The sequence below is a fragment of the Mycobacterium sp. 050128 genome (assembly GCF_036409155.1).
Lineage (GTDB): Bacteria > Actinomycetota > Actinomycetes > Mycobacteriales > Mycobacteriaceae > Mycobacterium.
On the sequence record NZ_JAZGLW010000001.1, the window covers coordinates 1396712 to 1410951 of the forward strand.

The 14240-nt window shown below is 66.2% G+C and carries 13 protein-coding genes; 4 read left to right on the forward strand and 9 right to left on the reverse strand.

Going from position 1 to position 14240, the window contains the following annotated elements; translation table 11 throughout:
• Positions 1-10: 10 nt before the first annotated feature.
• The 4 genes from SKC41_RS06765 to SKC41_RS06780 are packed head-to-tail and all read right to left on the reverse strand — an operon-like array spanning position 11 to position 4375.
• Positions 11-1186 (reverse strand): alpha-D-ribose 1-methylphosphonate 5-triphosphate diphosphatase, encoded by a 1176-nt coding sequence (locus SKC41_RS06765; protein ID WP_330976925.1) that lies wholly within the window; start codon positions 1184-1186, stop codon positions 11-13.
• Positions 1183-2262 (reverse strand): zinc-binding dehydrogenase, encoded by a 1080-nt coding sequence (locus SKC41_RS06770; RefSeq protein ID WP_330976926.1) that lies wholly within the window; start codon positions 2260-2262, stop codon positions 1183-1185. Before SKC41_RS06770 ends, SKC41_RS06765 begins: the two co-directional genes overlap by 4 nt.
• The gene (locus tag SKC41_RS06775) at positions 2259-3686 is read right to left on the reverse strand and encodes an MFS transporter (protein WP_330976927.1); all 1428 of its coding nucleotides are present in this window, start codon (positions 3684-3686) and stop codon (positions 2259-2261) included. The genes SKC41_RS06770 and SKC41_RS06775 overlap by 4 nt, the downstream gene beginning before the upstream one ends.
• Positions 3683-4375, reverse strand: coding sequence for an HAD family hydrolase (locus SKC41_RS06780; RefSeq protein WP_330976928.1), 693 nt, complete (start codon positions 4373-4375; stop codon positions 3683-3685). The genes SKC41_RS06775 and SKC41_RS06780 overlap by 4 nt, the downstream gene beginning before the upstream one ends.
• Positions 4376-4599: 224 nt before the next feature.
• Between SKC41_RS06780 and SKC41_RS06785 the strand changes: the two genes are divergently transcribed.
• Complete coding sequence (locus SKC41_RS06785; RefSeq protein ID WP_330976929.1) at positions 4600-5328, forward strand: GntR family transcriptional regulator; 729 nt, start codon at positions 4600-4602, stop codon at positions 5326-5328.
• A 78-nt stretch (positions 5329-5406) separates the two neighbouring features.
• On the opposite strand, the gene SKC41_RS06790 is transcribed toward SKC41_RS06785, so the two are convergent.
• Both SKC41_RS06790 and SKC41_RS06795 read right to left on the reverse strand, forming a co-directional pair.
• On the reverse strand, positions 5407-6003 hold the full coding sequence (locus SKC41_RS06790) for a cytochrome b (protein ID WP_330976930.1): 597 nt from the start codon (positions 6001-6003) through the stop codon (positions 5407-5409).
• Positions 6000-7130 carry a catalase family peroxidase gene (locus SKC41_RS06795; RefSeq protein ID WP_330976931.1) on the reverse strand — a complete coding sequence of 377 codons (1131 nt, stop codon included), beginning with the start codon at positions 7128-7130 and terminating at the stop codon, positions 6000-6002. The genes SKC41_RS06790 and SKC41_RS06795 overlap by 4 nt, the downstream gene beginning before the upstream one ends.
• Positions 7131-7413: 283 nt before the next feature.
• On the opposite strand from SKC41_RS06795, the gene SKC41_RS06800 reads away from it, so the two are divergent.
• Genes SKC41_RS06800 through SKC41_RS06810 form a run of 3 tightly spaced genes read left to right on the forward strand, consistent with a single transcriptional unit; the run spans position 7414 to position 10982 of the window.
• Positions 7414-9174, forward strand: coding sequence for an N-acyl-D-amino-acid deacylase family protein (locus SKC41_RS06800; RefSeq protein WP_330976932.1), 1761 nt, complete (start codon positions 7414-7416; stop codon positions 9172-9174).
• An 11-nt stretch (positions 9175-9185) separates the two neighbouring features.
• Positions 9186-10556 carry an aromatic ring-hydroxylating oxygenase subunit alpha gene (locus tag SKC41_RS06805; RefSeq protein WP_330976933.1) on the forward strand — a complete coding sequence of 457 codons (1371 nt, stop codon included), beginning with the start codon at positions 9186-9188 and terminating at the stop codon, positions 10554-10556.
• A 48-nt stretch (positions 10557-10604) separates the two neighbouring features.
• Positions 10605-10982 (forward strand): hypothetical protein, encoded by a 378-nt coding sequence (locus tag SKC41_RS06810; RefSeq protein WP_330976934.1) that lies wholly within the window; start codon positions 10605-10607, stop codon positions 10980-10982.
• Positions 10983-11087: 105 nt separating this feature from the next.
• Here the strand turns inward: SKC41_RS06810 and SKC41_RS06815 are convergent, their stop codons facing one another.
• The 3 genes from SKC41_RS06815 to SKC41_RS06825 form a co-directional block, all read right to left on the reverse strand.
• A complete protein-coding gene (locus SKC41_RS06815) occupies positions 11088-11672 on the reverse strand; it encodes a class I SAM-dependent methyltransferase (RefSeq protein WP_330978777.1) in 585 nt (194 codons plus the stop codon).
• A gap of 122 nt (positions 11673-11794) precedes the next feature.
• Complete coding sequence (locus SKC41_RS06820) at positions 11795-13123, reverse strand: sensor histidine kinase (RefSeq protein ID WP_330976935.1); 1329 nt, start codon at positions 13121-13123, stop codon at positions 11795-11797.
• A 169-nt stretch (positions 13124-13292) separates the two neighbouring features.
• A complete protein-coding gene (locus SKC41_RS06825; RefSeq protein ID WP_330976936.1) occupies positions 13293-14240 on the reverse strand; it encodes an NAD(P)/FAD-dependent oxidoreductase in 948 nt (315 codons plus the stop codon).

Below are 14240 nucleotides of genomic sequence, written 5' to 3' on the forward strand. Positions count from 1 at the left end.
TTGGGACACATCACCAAAGCGCGGGTCCGCTGACCTGCCGGCCCGCCGACCAGGTCGCCACCACCGCAGCCAGGGGCTCGGTGCGGACCGCGACCAGGTCGGCGGGTTGACCCGGTGTCAGCCCTCCGGCCTCGCGGCTCGAGGACGCAATGACGTGGCGCGGATGCGTGGTGAGCAGCGCCACCGCGGAGTCGATCGAAGCCACCCCCGCCTCGCTGATGGCCACGGCGGCCCGGGCCAGTGACCCGCTGTGGTAGTCCGATGTCAGCACGTCCACCACGCCGGCCTCGATCGCATCCCGCGCGGACAGGTTGCTCAAGTGCGAGGAACCCCGCCAGGCGTTAGGTGCGCCCATGACGACGGCGAGTCCGTTATTGCGGGCCGCCGCAGCAGCGTCCAGGGTCAGGGGGAACTCACAAATGCTGGCCCGCATCGCGGCCGCCTCGATGACGGCGCTTTCGCTGTCCGGGTCGTGCGTGGCGAAGACCGTGTTGTGTGCCGCGGCGAACCGGGCAATCTGTCTGCGGCGCAACGGTGTTCCGGTGGCATGCCGGTGCAGCGTCCCCAGCCAGCGGTTGAGTTCGTCGTCGTCCAGGCGCAACCTTGTCCCCATCGCCGGACGCCATGCCCGTTCGGTTTGGTATTGCCCCTGACCGGGTGTGTGGTCCATCACCGACAGCAGCCCGATCCGGCGGCCGTGTCGGCGCAGCAGTTCGGCTGTGCCGTCCACTGATTCGGGGTCGCTGACGTCGACACGAAGATGGACCGGCACCGGCACCGGGAGCGCGGCCGCGACCCGGTGCAGGGTCTCCAACACGCAATGAGCGCGGCGATATCCGTCGGCGGTGTCGGGTCCTTCGCCCACCGAGATGCACAAGTAGGGACGCACGACGCCGTGGGCGACCGCGTCTGTCGCGAAGTCCTCCAGCGCGGCGTCCAGCGGAATCGAGGTTCCCGGCCGGGGAGATTCGAAGCGCGGCAACGAATCGGCGTGCAGGTCGGTGAACGCGGGCCAAAGCTGCAATGGTCGCAGATCGACTTGGGTCGCGTGTGGTGGTGGCTGGGTGTCGACGGAGCTGATACAACCATCTTCGATCGTCACCCAACGGGGCGCGACGGCTTCGTCGTGGTCGACTTGTTCCGTAGTCCCGGTGATCACCCGGGCGGCTTGCAGACTAATCATCATGTGGGGCAAACGGATTGACGTAGTGACTGTGATGCCGCCGCGCTGCGCAACGCGTCGTCGAGGTGATCCAGATCCGCCGCCGCCGACACCAGCTCGGCGAAGGGATAGCGGTCGTGGTGAGCCGCCAGGAAATCGATGGCAGCTCGAAGATGCAGGGGACGATAGTTGTGCACCCCAGTGATTGTCATGAGATTTCGGACCAGATACTCGGGGTCGATTGATATGGGCTGACCGGCGGCCACCGATCCCGCGAGAACGGCCCGGCCACCGACATCCAAGCTGGCGATGCATGCCTCGACGGCCAATGGGCTTCCCGACAACTCCAGCGCCACGTCGACGGGCGGCACGTCCTCGGGATCGCCGACAACGAGGTCGGCACCGAAGTTATACGCCGTCTCCTGCCGCACCGGGTCCGGATCGCATACCGCAACCCAGGCACCGAGCGCATCGGCCATCGCCGCAGCGGTGACTCCCAGCATGCCCGCACCGGTGATCAGGATCCGCGTGGGATCGCGGTGCCGATCGAGTTCGGCTGCGTCGAACACTGCAGCGACGGTCGCGGTAGCGCACGACGCGGGTGCGGCCACCGCGTCCGGCACGCTATCGGGTACCTCGACAATCGTGGTGCCCGGCAACAGAACACAGTGACTGGCGAAGCCGCCGTTGAGCGGCCAGGCGCTGTCGAGCGCCTCGTGACCGTACTTCTTGAGATGCAGACACTTCTGTTCCAAGCCCCACACGCAGTTGCGGCATCGTCCGCAGGACGCCGTGATGGACCACACGACCCGGTCTCCGATCGACACCTCGGCGTCGTTGGGATAGCGGGGACGCCCGCCGGAACCGATGGCCACCACATGGCCGACCTGTTCGTGGCCGAGGATGCCCGGATGCGGCGCATCCCTGCGTCCATTCACGGTGTGCAGGTCGCTCCCGCAGATGGTGGCCAGATCGACTGCGACCAGCACCCGGCCGGGGCCGGGGTCGGTCGCCGCGCTGGTCGTCACCACGGTGATCGGCTGCCCCACCCCGTCCCAGCGTGCATACCGTGCGGCGACGACGCCGTTGACCGCAGTCATGCCGACACCGGTTGCGAGGTTGTCGGCGCAATGAGCTTGCGAGCGCGCCGATTCCGTTGCCTTGCCTCGACGTCGACGGTATCCAGCGCGACGTCCTTGGGCTCGGCGAGCAACATCGTGGCGGCGATGCCGAGCGCAAAGCACACACCGGCGATCAGCACCGTCGGCCGCAGCCCTAGCTGGGCGAGGGCGACGGGAGTGATCAGGGCACCCAGGAAGGCGCCCACCTTCGCGGTGCCGGCCGAAATCCCATGTGCGGTACTGCGGATCGCGGTCGGATACGATTCGGCGGCCAACAGCATGGTCGTGTAGTTGGGTCCGACGGCGATGCCGAACAGCGACAACCCGAAGACTACCGCGAACGGTGTCACCGTCGACGTGAGCCCCGGTATCGCGGCGATCAACGCCATCGACAGCGCGGAGAGGCTGAAGCCGATCATCTGCAATGGTTTACGGCCGATTCGGTCCAACAACGCGAGGCCGACGAGGGCGGCGACCAGGCTGAAACACACCACCAGCGCGGCGTTGATCGCGACGTTGGTGACGATGCTGGTATGCGGCGCAATGCTATTGATGAGCAACGGCTGGCTCACCGAATTTCCATACACGGCAACGTTGAAGAAGAACCAGCTACCCGCGGTGCCCAGCAGGGTCAGCTGAAAGGACCGGGAGCGCAGCGCTTTCCACAATGTCACCGACCCGGGCGCGCGGTCGGCAGCGGCTGGCTCTACCGCGCTTCCGGAGAAGACGCTCAGATCCCGCGCCGCCCGGACGGCATCGCCGGCCACGACCAGGGTCCACCGCGGGGATTCCGGCATGTGCCGGCGATTCCACAGCACCAGCAATGCCGGGATCGCCCCGAGGCCGAGAATCAGCCGCCAGGACAGCCCCGGCGACGTACCCAGAGCAACGACGACCAGCGCGACCACGTAGGCCGCGACCTGTCCGAAAACGTAGAACAGAAAGGTCAATCCGACCAGTCGACCGCGATTTCGCCGGTTGGCGTACTCGGTCATGATCACCCCGGAGGCCGGATAGTCGCCGCCGATACCGATCCCGAGCACAGCGCGGGCGATCAGCAGGCTGATGAAGTTCGGGGCGAAGGCCGAAGCGAGCGCACCGATGATCATCAGCACCGCCTCCAGCCCGTACACCCGCCGCCGGCCCAACAGATCACCAAGGCGCCCGAACAGGACCGCGCCCACCGCGACCGCCAGCAGGGTCGAACTGGTCAGCGCCCCGACCTGGCCGGCCGACAGATGAAATTCGGGCTTGACCAACAAGGTCACCGTGCCGATGACGTTGAGGTCGTAGGAATCGGTGAAGAATCCCATGCCCGCGGTCACGGCGGCCTTCAGATGAAATCGGCTGACCGGCGCATCGTCGAGCCGCGCACGCACCCCGGTGGGGTCCAGCGTCGTCATCGCGACACCGCCTGGTTGTGCGTGTCGATGCAGCCGACCAGGTCGGCGACCGAGTCCAGCACGTGGGTGTGCGGCACGGTCGCGAAGTCGGCATCACCGTGTGCCCCGGTCCGGACGCCGGCCACGATCGCCGCGCCGGCTCGCGAACCGGCCCACAGGTCGCTAGTGGTATCGCCGGCGACGGCGATCTGGTCGACGGCCTCGGTTCCGGTGCGCAGCAAAGCCGTGAGGATCATGTCGGGATAGGGCCGTCCGCGGCCGGCATCCGCGGGTGACAACGCATGTGTGATCAAGTCGCCCCACCCTAGGGCCGCGATGATGTAGTCGCGCGTGGTCGGGGCAAAGCCCGTGGTGAGCACGACGGCGCAGCCCGATCCGCGGAGCTTTTCGATGGTCTCGGCGGCCTGCGGAATGGGCGCCACCCGGTTGCTCTGGATGGCTTCGACGTAGGCCGTTTCGAACGCGGCGTTGGCCGCTTCCGCGCGCTGCACGTCGTCGTCGAAGATGGCCCGAAACACCTCGATCTTCGACTGTCCCATCGTCTCGTGAACGTAGCGGACGGCCGCCTGATAGTCGGGGCTGCCGGTAGACAACCCTGACGACGACAGGGACGCGTCGAACGCATCCGCGACGGCGCCGTCGTCGAGCACGGTGGTGCCCGCCATGTCCAGGCAGGCCAATCTGATCATGTCTCTCCTCTGGGTGCCAGCGTTGGGCAGGTAGGTCGTCGGCGGGCATGTGAGCACCGCACCGAGGGTTGCTGAAACCGTCTGGCTGAGCCCTGGCGCGACGGCTTCGCGAAGGTGTACGAAAGGTGAACGTTGACAGCCGATTTCGTCGCAGTTGTCCGAACAACTCGAAGATCATCGGTCTCTGGCAAAGCGGGAGGATCGGCGCGGCGTTAGGGTGCGCTGTGGTCGCCGACCCGAAGTACCGTTCGATCGCCCGAATCCTGGAAGCAGAGATTCGCGAATTCAACGACGGGCAGCGGGTCCCGAGCGAAAACGAGGTGGCGCAGCGTTTCACCGTCGCCCGCTCGACCGCGCGTGCCGCGCTGCAGTATCTGACCGCGCGCAATGTGATCCGCCGGGTGCGTGGAGCCGGGAGCTTCGCTACTCACCGCATCGACTATCCGATCGATGCGGAACGCGCCCCTTCGTGGAGCGCCACGGTGCGCGCGGCCGGCGCCTCACCCCGAAGCGTGGTGCGCACCTGCACTCAGCAGCTGCCCCCCATGGAGATCGCCGCCAAACTGCAACAGCTGCCCTCGGATCCATGTCATCGCCTGGTGCGGCTGTCGTACGTCAACGACTTGCCCGCAGCCTGGGGGATCGAATGGGTGCCCGCCACATTGGCTCCCGACCTCGCACTGGCGATGCGCGCCAACGACTCGCTACACGAAGTCCTTACCAACGCGGGCCTTTCGCCGCGACGGTCGTGGGTACACGCCAGCACTGAGATATTCGAAGGCGAAGTCGCCGAGCAACTCGACGCACCACAGTCCAGCCTGGGGTGGTACATCGAAAGCCTCAACGTCGACGACGGCACGTTGCGGCCGGTGTCGCTGACGCAGCGGTGGTTGCGCGCCGACACCGTTCGGGTCACCTTCGACAGCGCGGTCAGCAGCCGGGTGGGCCGTTAGCTAGCGCGCCGGCTACCAGGAATTGTGCGGCCATGACTTATCTTGGCGGCCAAGGGAATACCTTTCAGACGCCTCAACTCAGGAACCGATTTGACTGTCTTGATCCGCAGCACGGAACCTGCTGGGCCACAGTGCCATTCGATCGAGTAGACCGTCCCGCAACACCAGGGTGTGAAACAGCACCGCGCACATGTGGGCGGTAAACGCGGCGAACAGCAGGAAGGCGAAGACCCCGTGGCATTCGCGTAGCACCGCATACAGATCGAGGTTCTGCGGTGCGATGCCCGGCAGGCGGATCGGCCCTGCCATGGTGACCGGGAGTCTCGCGGCCGACAGTGTGGCCCATCCGATCAGCGGCTGTATCAGAAGCAATGCGTAGAGCGCGTACTCCGACCACGTCGCGATCCGGCGTTCGGCGCGGCTCATCGTCGCCAAAAACGCCGGCGGGCGGTGCGTGAGCCGGTTCGCCAGCCGCACCACCGCGAAGATCAGGATGGCCACACCCAATGGCCGGTGGATGGCCAGCAGCAGTGGGTAATAGCTCAGCGAAGCGATCATCGTCACGCCAATGAGCAACTGCGCGATGACCATCGGCGCCATTGTCCAGTGCAGTATCCGGGAGAGGATCGTGAAACATGCTGCTGTGCTGGCTTTTTCGACTTTTTCGTCGGTCATGAGCGCACCTGGCCGACATTGACCTCGCTGGGCGACTTGGGTTCTTCGGCACGGCGGGTGAAAGAGCGCGCGTAAACGGCCGACCGCGCAGCCAGCAACGGGTCGTCGGACACCGCGATGCCGTCCGGCAACACCGTCGGATCGAAGTTGATGTCGCGTGCGTTGCCGGCCTCCTCCGTCTGCACCGCGTCGATGGTGATGGTGCCGGCGTCGATCGACCGCCGCGATTGCGGCCAGGGTTTGGTGGCGTCGCTAGTCGGGTCGCCCGGTTCACCGATCGTGAGAATGAGCTTCCAGGTCAGCGGCCGCTGCACGACCGCACGGATGAGGTCGTCGAACAAGTAGTCCTTGCCGGACGAAGCCGGCGTGGCCGCCTGCTGGGCAACCGCCGACCAGCGCACCGGGACGGTCGCACCGGCACTGTTGGTGAAGTAAAACGCATTCAGACCGTGAAACGCGCTGTCCGCGAACCCCACGCTGGGCGGCATCTGCTTGATGATCTTCAGCGCCGCAACGGTCTCGGGATGCCGGTCAAGAAATGCGGCCATCTTTTGGGGATCGGGCTTACCCGTCGCGGGAACGGGTTTGGACGCGAGCAACCGCTCGTAAAAGCCTTCCGGCGTGCGGTCGGTGAAGACGGGGAAATTCACCATCGCGGTGCGCCACTGCTGGCCGTCGGGCACCTGGAACATCAGCCCGAGACCACGGACCGTGTCTGGCTTGTCGCTCTGGTCAGGCAGGCCACCGCCCAGCGAGAATCGACCGATCAGCGGCACGCTTCCGGCCCGGAAGACCGTTGCCCGGCAGACGGCCGCGCCCGCCCCGTTGCTGGTAAACGACCCCGTCGCGCTCAGCCCTTTGGCATGATTTCGCCGGAATCCGTCATGGCGGCCGAAGACGTGTTCGAACCGATCGGCGAAGCGGGGCGGGGTCAGCGCGTCGGCCCCTGAAAAGCCGAGCCAACCGCCCGCGTAGGCGAATCCGCCGACGTCCACGGCGGCGACGCCGGCCACCGCGCCCATCCCCAACAACGCGCCGCGCCGGGTGAGCGCGCCGAAGCGCCCTCGGCCCGGTTGTGGTTCAGCGGGCCGATCCTCCGGCTCCTGATCGCGATCAGCGGGCTCCATGGCCCACCGTCCTTTCCGGTCTGCCGCGCAGCGTGGAACTAAGTCGCTGAAGGCAATTCAATCCAGGGGCTGTTGAGGTGCGCAACTCTTCGGGGCTAACGACGCGCACAATCCGGACCACGACTCGGCGGAAGATTTCGTTCAACCCTTACGAAGACCTTCACTATTTACGCTCCGAGGCGTAGCGTAATGATCGGCCGAGGCCGGGCGTCCCCCGGTCTCGTGTCCACCATCTCCGGCCAGCCAGCCCCATGGCGACCCCGAACAGACTCGGAGGACACTCGTGTTCGACCTCAAGATCACTGGTGGAACTGTCGTCGACGGCACCGGCGCCGAGCGCTACACCGCCGACATCGGTATCAAAGACGGCCGGATCGTCGACGTCGTGCGTCGCGGTGCCGGCGACCCCGAGATGGGCGGTGAGGCGGCCGAAACCATCGATGCGACAGGGCATGTTGTCGCTCCCGGATTCGTCGACATCCACACCCATTACGACGGCCAGGTGAGCTGGGACGGCTTGCTCGAGCCGTCCAGTGGCCACGGCGTCACCACGATCGTGACCGGCAACTGCGGCGTCGGTTTCGCGCCGGTGCGGCCGGGCAGCGAGCAGTGGCTGATCGAGTTGATGGAGGGCGTCGAAGACATCCCCGGCACTGCCTTGACCGAAGGCATCGAATGGGGCTGGGAGACCTACCCCGAGTACCTCGACGCGATCGGCAAGCACAAGTTCTCGATCGACGTCGGCAGCCAGGTTGCCCACGGCGCCATTCGCGCCTACGCGATGGGCGTGCGCGGGGCCCGCAACGAACCGGCGACACCCGACGACATCGAGGCGATGGGCCGGCTGGTGACCGAAGCGATCGAGGCCGGCGCGCTCGGCTTCTCGACGTCGCGCACGATGGGGCACCGCGCGATGGATGGCGAACCGGTCCCCGGCACCTACGCGGCCGAGGATGAGCTATTCGGTCTCGGCCGGGCCATGGCGGCCGGCGGCCAGGCGGTGTTCGAGCTTGCACCGCAGGGATCCGCGGGTGAAGACATCGTCGCGCCCAAGAAGGAACTGGACTGGATGCGACGGTTGAGCGGTGAGATCGACCGACCGGTGTCGTTCGCCCTGATCCAGGTGGACGCCGACCCAAACCTGTGGCGCGAAATGCTGGACCTGTCCGCCGACGCACACGCCGACGGCGCCCGGCTTTACCCGCAGGTCGCCGCCCGCCCGTTCGGCATGATGATCGGATTCCAGGGTCACCACGGCTTCAGCCACCGGCCCACCTACCGCCGACTGAAGGCCGAATGCAGCCGCGAGGAGCTCGCGCATCGGCTGGCCGACCCCGCGGTGAAGGCCGCGATCCTGTCCGAGGACGACCTGCCCGCCGACCCGAGCCTGCTGTTCGACGGCATGTTCGCGTTGGTGCAGCACTCGCTTCGCCGGCTCTTCGCGCTGGGCGATCCGCCCGACTACGAGCCCACAGCCGACCGCACCGTCGCGGCCATCGCCAAGGCCCGCGGCGAGGACCCGCTGTCGACGCTGTATGACCTGATGCTCGAGCGGGACGCGACGGCGATGCTGATGCTGCCGCTGTTCAACTACGCCGAGGGCAACCACGACGCGATCCGTGAGATGCTGCTGCACCCCGCCGGCGTGCTCGGGCTTTCCGACGGCGGCGCCCACTGCGGGATGATCTGCGACGCGTCCTATCCCACCTTCCTGCTGACGCACTGGGCGCGAGACCGGCATCGGGGCGACAAGCTGGCGCTGGAATACGTGATCCGCAAGCAGTCTCGCGATACCGCTCACCTCTTCGGGCTGACCGACCGCGGCACCATCGAGCGCGGCAAGAAGGCCGACATCAACGTCATTGACATGAACGCGTTGCAGCTGCATCCCGCGGCGATGGCCTTCGACCTGCCCGCCGGCGGTAACCGGATCCTGCAGGGGGCCAGCGGATACGCGGCGACGATCGTCAGCGGAACCGTGACCCGTCGCAAGGACGTCGACACCGGAGCACGACCCGGTCGCCTGGTACGCGGAGCACGCTAAGGACTCGGTCGGTGACCGCGGCTGCCGGCAATCCGGCACGCACCCGGGACGAGGATGCGATCGGCACCCCGCCCGACGGCCCGACGCTGGTGCCGGCGCAGCGCTACTACTCGCCGGCATTCGCACAGCTCGAGATCGAGCGCATGTGGCCGAAGGTATGGCAGGTCGCCTGCATGGTCGACCACGTCGCCGAACCGGGCGACTACTTCGAATATCGCTGCGGCCCTTACGGGGTGCTGATCGTCCGCGGTCACGACGGCGTGCTGCGGGCATTCCAGAACGCCTGTCGCCATCGCGGCAACTCGCTGTGCACCGGCTCGGGTTCGGGACTGCGCGAGCTCAAATGCGGCTATCACGGGTGGACCTGGGATCTGGCTGGCACGCTCAAGCGGGTCCCCAACCGCAAGGGCTTCGGCGCCCTGCACATGTCCGACTTCCCGCTGGTTCCGGCCAAGGTCGACAGCTGGGCCGGCCTTGTCTTCGTCAATCTCGACCTGGGCGCGATGCCGCTGATCGAGTATCTAGAGGCGATTCCCGATGACATCGCCTGGTGTCGTTTGGAAGACTTCCGCTGCTACGCGACCCTTACGGTCGACGTCGAGGCAAATTGGAAGACGATCGCCGACGGGTACAGCGAGACCTACCACGTCCAGACCCTGCACCCGGAATTGCTGCGCTGCATCGATGACATCCATGCGCCACAACAGATCTGGGGACACACGGGTAAGTCCGATCAGCCCTATGGCGTGCCGAGCCCTCGCTTCGACGGCACTTTGAGCGACGAAGAGGTCTGGGACGCTTACGTATACACCCAAGGTGCGCTGATGGGAGCGGCCGAAGGCACTCCCTTCCCCGCCGACGAACGCCGGCCCGGACAGACGGTGCAGGAGCTGATCGCGGATCGTACCCGGGAATTCGCGGCTTCGCGGGGCGTGGACCTGGACTGGGCCGACACCGATCGGATCACCCGGCTACACCAGTACAACGTGTTCCCGAACATGACGTTGCTGGCCAATGCCGACCACCTGACGATCATGTGCTCACGCCCCGGCCCCGATCCCGGCTCGACTCCCGATCAGGGCGAGTTGGTTATGTTCTTGATGACGCGGATGCCGCCGGGCGCCGCGCGCAACAAGCCGACAGACGTTCGGGTGAACGCCGCGGAGGCCGAGCCCGGCCTGGTGCTCACCCAAGACATCCGGGTGCTCCCGGGCTTGCAGCGCGGTATGCACCAACCCGGATTCACCCACGTGGTGCTCTCCGGTGAGGAGCGTCGGGTGATCAACATGCACCGCAATCTCGAGCGTTACCTCGACCTACCGGAATCCGATCGGATGACCGGGGGCATAGGAGAACCCGGCGAATTCGCGTCGACAATTTAATGGCGAGCGCCCCCCGAAAGCGCCGTCACGGGTCTAGACTTCCGGCTTGTGACGACCGCGTCGAATCCGTGTGGTGACGAACAGGGGCAGCTACCGCACCGGTTGTACATGCGATATCAGATCGTCGGCCAGCGGCGGGCGCGACGGATGTGCCGGTCTTTCGCGGACGTGGGTGTCGACACCGGTCCGGTTCGTCTGCAGCAGATGCTCGCGGGCATGCCCGTCACCGAAGAAGAAATGACCGACGTCAATTTCGCTCTCATCGCGACCCAGATCAAGCGCGACGAGCGCAACGCGAAACGCAAGCAACTCCAGCGCCAGGGCACCCGCTCGCTGATGTTCGCGGGGATGATTCTGCTGGTGCTGAACTTCTTGTTCTGCCTGGCCTACCTGATGCTCAACCTGACCGACCAGGCCCCGCTGTAACGCTGTAGTCCCGTTCGTCGAGTGTGCGTTCAGTGCGGCGACACGCCGACGCCAGCCGGCGTGATCGCACACTCAAAGCCGTTGTCGCACAGCAGCAGCGTTAGGTCAGGCAGCCCTGCGAAAGCGCACGATGTCGTGCCATCGATTGCCGGTCGCTTGCCCGAATTCGAAGTTCTCGGGCTCGACAAGATCGCGCAATTCCCGCACGCTCATCCGGTCCGGGTCCGGAAACGCTTCGGCGAACACGAGTTGCCCTCCCGGCTTCAGCACCCGGCCCAGGGAACGGATGCAGGCCGGCTTGTCGGGCACCTCGCCGATCACGGCCGCCAGGAACGCGACGTCGAAAGTGTCATCGGGGTAAGGAAATCCGTCGCTCGCCTCACCCGTTGTAAAGCCGACGTCGTGGAATCCGGCCCGCTCGAGCTGCCGCCGCGCCTTGTCCAGCATCTCGGGTTGAAGGTCGAACAGGTCGAGCCGGCCGTAAGTGAGCCGACGAGCGATCTGCACACTGTAGAAGCCCGGGCCGGGCCCGACTTCGAGCACGTGCTCGGAACCGGTGAGGCCGATGCTGTCGACCTTGCGTGCCGGGTTGGACAGCGTCCGGCGGACCGGATTGTTGAGAAAGAATGCCGCCTGATGCGGATAGGGAGCGGCGCCTTGGTGGCGGCGCTTGTGGAGCAGAGCATCCATCCAGGTCGTCGACATCGCGTCTCCTAACTCGTCGTTGAAGTTAGGGTACCCTAAGTAAATGCCCGGCGCTAGCCCTCTTCCGCGCTAAACCGGTTGGCCTGCTGGATATTTCATTTAGCGATTCAAGCGGGACCGCGGCCGTCGCCTGCCAACTTGAGCAGAAGTCGGGTTCCGCCCAGCGGACTGGCGTGCAGGGATGCCTCCCCGCCGTGCAATTCTGCCTGTTGGGCAACCAGCGCCAGCCCCAGTCCGGAACCCGACCGCGATGCCGTCGAACCGCGGGAGAAGCGTTCGAATACCGCGGTGCGTTCGGATTCTGGGACGCCGGTGCCGTCGTCGTCGATCGCGATTTCGACGCCTTCACCCGAACTGCTCACCGCGAGTTTAATCGTCGATGCACCACCGTGTTTGACGGCATTGGCGATGGCGTTGTCGATCACCAGCCGCAGGCCCGTAGGCAATCCCACCATCAAAACGGTGGGCGACGGTACCAGCGACACCTCCACGTCGGGGTAGATGCGAAGCGCGTCGTGCGCGGCGCGATCCAGAAGCTCGGTGATGTCGAACGGGACGAAGTCGTCGACGGTGGTCAGCTCGCCCTGCGCCAGCCTTTCCAGCGCGGTCAGCGTCGCTTCGATGCGGCTCTGGGTACGGATGACGTCGCCGATGACCTCACTGCGCTGCTCGGCGGCCAGTTCCAAGGTGGACAGCACCTCGAGGTTGGTGCGCATCGCGGTCAGCGGCGTGCGCAGCTCGTGGGAGGCGACGGCGGCGAAGTCGCGAGCCGACTCGAGTGCTGCCTTGGTGCGTTGCTGCTCGTTGCCGATGCGGTCCAGCATCTGCTCGACCGCCTCGGCGATCTCGACGGCCTCCCGCACGCCGCGGACCTGAACCTCGTCGGGGCTGGACTGCGCATTGATGGCGCGGGCTTGCCGGGCCAGCAGCACGAAGGGATTGACCATGATCAACGAGATCACCCAGCCGACCAGGAAAGTGCCGGTGATCACGCCGGCGCAGATCAACAACACCCGCAGGTGCAGTTCGTTGATCCGATGCTGAGCCTCGGCCAGCGGCGCGGCGAGCGCAATCGATACCGGACCCGCGTTGAAGGTACGGACGCGGTACTGCACGCCGTTGATCGTGGTGTTCGCGTAGCCGTTGGCGAGTTGGGGCAAGACGATGTCGCTGGGCACTGCCACGGTCAGGGCCCCGATGCGGGCGGTGCGCACCAGATTGCCATCCGGCGAGGGCCGGTCGGGAGTGCTCTGGCGGCCGCTGCTGAGCAGGGTGTTGATATCGCCGAGGCTGCTCACGGAGTCCAGGCGGCGGTCGAGCTGGCTGTATTGATCGTTGGTGACGCCCACCCAGACCCATACACCCAGCGTGACGACGAGAGCGATCACGCCCAATTGCGCAACGATGACGATGGTACGCAAAGACAAGACACGCATCGGCAGTCGAATTCTTCTCAACGCGCGAATGGTGGGCTCCCTTGCTGAACTACTACTGCTTCGCGACCATCATGGCCCATTGATCGTCCACTGGACCGCTCGACCGCGTGACACAAAAGACGCGTTCCAATACGCATCTGAAATCGCCTGCGGTGCAGAAACTTTCGATTCATGCAAGATTCAACTCGACGGGTAGCCCCTCGCTGCAAGCGGCCTCGGCGAGCAGCTCCCCGAGCAACGGCCCGAACTTCATCAGGTTGTTGCCGACGAAGCCAACCACACGGCCGCGGCGCACCGCCTTCCACCCATCCCCGCCCGCGTCGAGCCACGGTGCGTGCACCGTGAAGCAATCCACCTGGCCCACCGGCGACAGCGACGGGAAGAGCGCGCGCACCCTGGGCGGCTCCGGTATCGGCTGACCGAACGCCCATTGGCCCGTGCTGCCCAGTGGCAGCCCGTAGCCCTCGGGTGCCGCCAGGCAGGCGGCGCCGGTGGCATCGGCGCCCTCGTACGTGTAGCGGGTGTGCGGGGTGAGCTCGACATCGAGCGGGCCCAGCAGGTCCGGTGTCTGGGCTCCCACGCACACCAGAACTTGGTCGCCCCGCGTCACGGTGCCATCCGCGAGACGGACCGAGCCGTCGTCGCCGAGCGAGACAACCTGGCCGCGCCTGATCTCCACCTTGGCCGCCAAGGCGCTCAGAGCACGGCGAATGCGTAGGCTGCCGCCGAGCGGATCGAAGATCCCGGTCTGCCAGGGCGGCGTGACAAACGGTATCCGGGCCTGGATCTGGTCGCGGTCGAGCCAGCAGAATTCGGCGCCGGCCTCCGTCATCGCCGTTGCGGTCTCCTCGGGCGGGGCCGCCGCGACGAAGCCCTCGGAACCGAGCAGCCGCCCCACCTCGAGCTCGCTCTCCCAACGCTGCCAGCCGGCGCGGGCAGCGATGGCCAGCCGGCACAGCGCTGGGCGCTGATGGGCGATGCGGAAGATCCGCGCCAGACCCGCGGACAGTTCGGAGAACGGTTCGCCGCGTTCGAACACAACCGTCGGCTCACCGCGTCTGGTCAACTCATAGGCGGCGGCGAGACCACATATTCCCGCGCCAACGACAATGATCAC

What these genes read in the sequence shown, in the direction of transcription:
- SKC41_RS06790 (WP_330976930.1), bottom strand. Translation starts at nt 6,003, where the DNA reads ATGACCGACGAAAAAGTCGAAAAAGCCAGCACAGCAGCATGTTTCACG.
- SKC41_RS06775 (WP_330976927.1), bottom strand. Translation starts at nt 3,686, where the DNA reads ATGACGACGCTGGACCCCACCGGGGTGCGTGCGCGGCTCGACGATGCG.
- SKC41_RS06815 (WP_330978777.1), bottom strand. Translation starts at nt 11,672, where the DNA reads ATGGATGCTCTGCTCCACAAGCGCCGCCACCAAGGCGCCGCTCCCTAT.
- SKC41_RS06770 (WP_330976926.1), bottom strand. Translation starts at nt 2,262, where the DNA reads ATGACTGCGGTCAACGGCGTCGTCGCCGCACGGTATGCACGCTGGGAC.
- SKC41_RS06795 (WP_330976931.1), bottom strand. Translation starts at nt 7,130, where the DNA reads ATGGAGCCCGCTGATCGCGATCAGGAGCCGGAGGATCGGCCCGCTGAA.
- SKC41_RS06820 (WP_330976935.1), bottom strand. Translation starts at nt 13,123, where the DNA reads ATGCGTGTCTTGTCTTTGCGTACCATCGTCATCGTTGCGCAATTGGGC.
- SKC41_RS06765 (WP_330976925.1), bottom strand. Translation starts at nt 1,186, where the DNA reads ATGATGATTAGTCTGCAAGCCGCCCGGGTGATCACCGGGACTACGGAA.
- SKC41_RS06780 (WP_330976928.1), bottom strand. Translation starts at nt 4,375, where the DNA reads ATGATCAGATTGGCCTGCCTGGACATGGCGGGCACCACCGTGCTCGAC.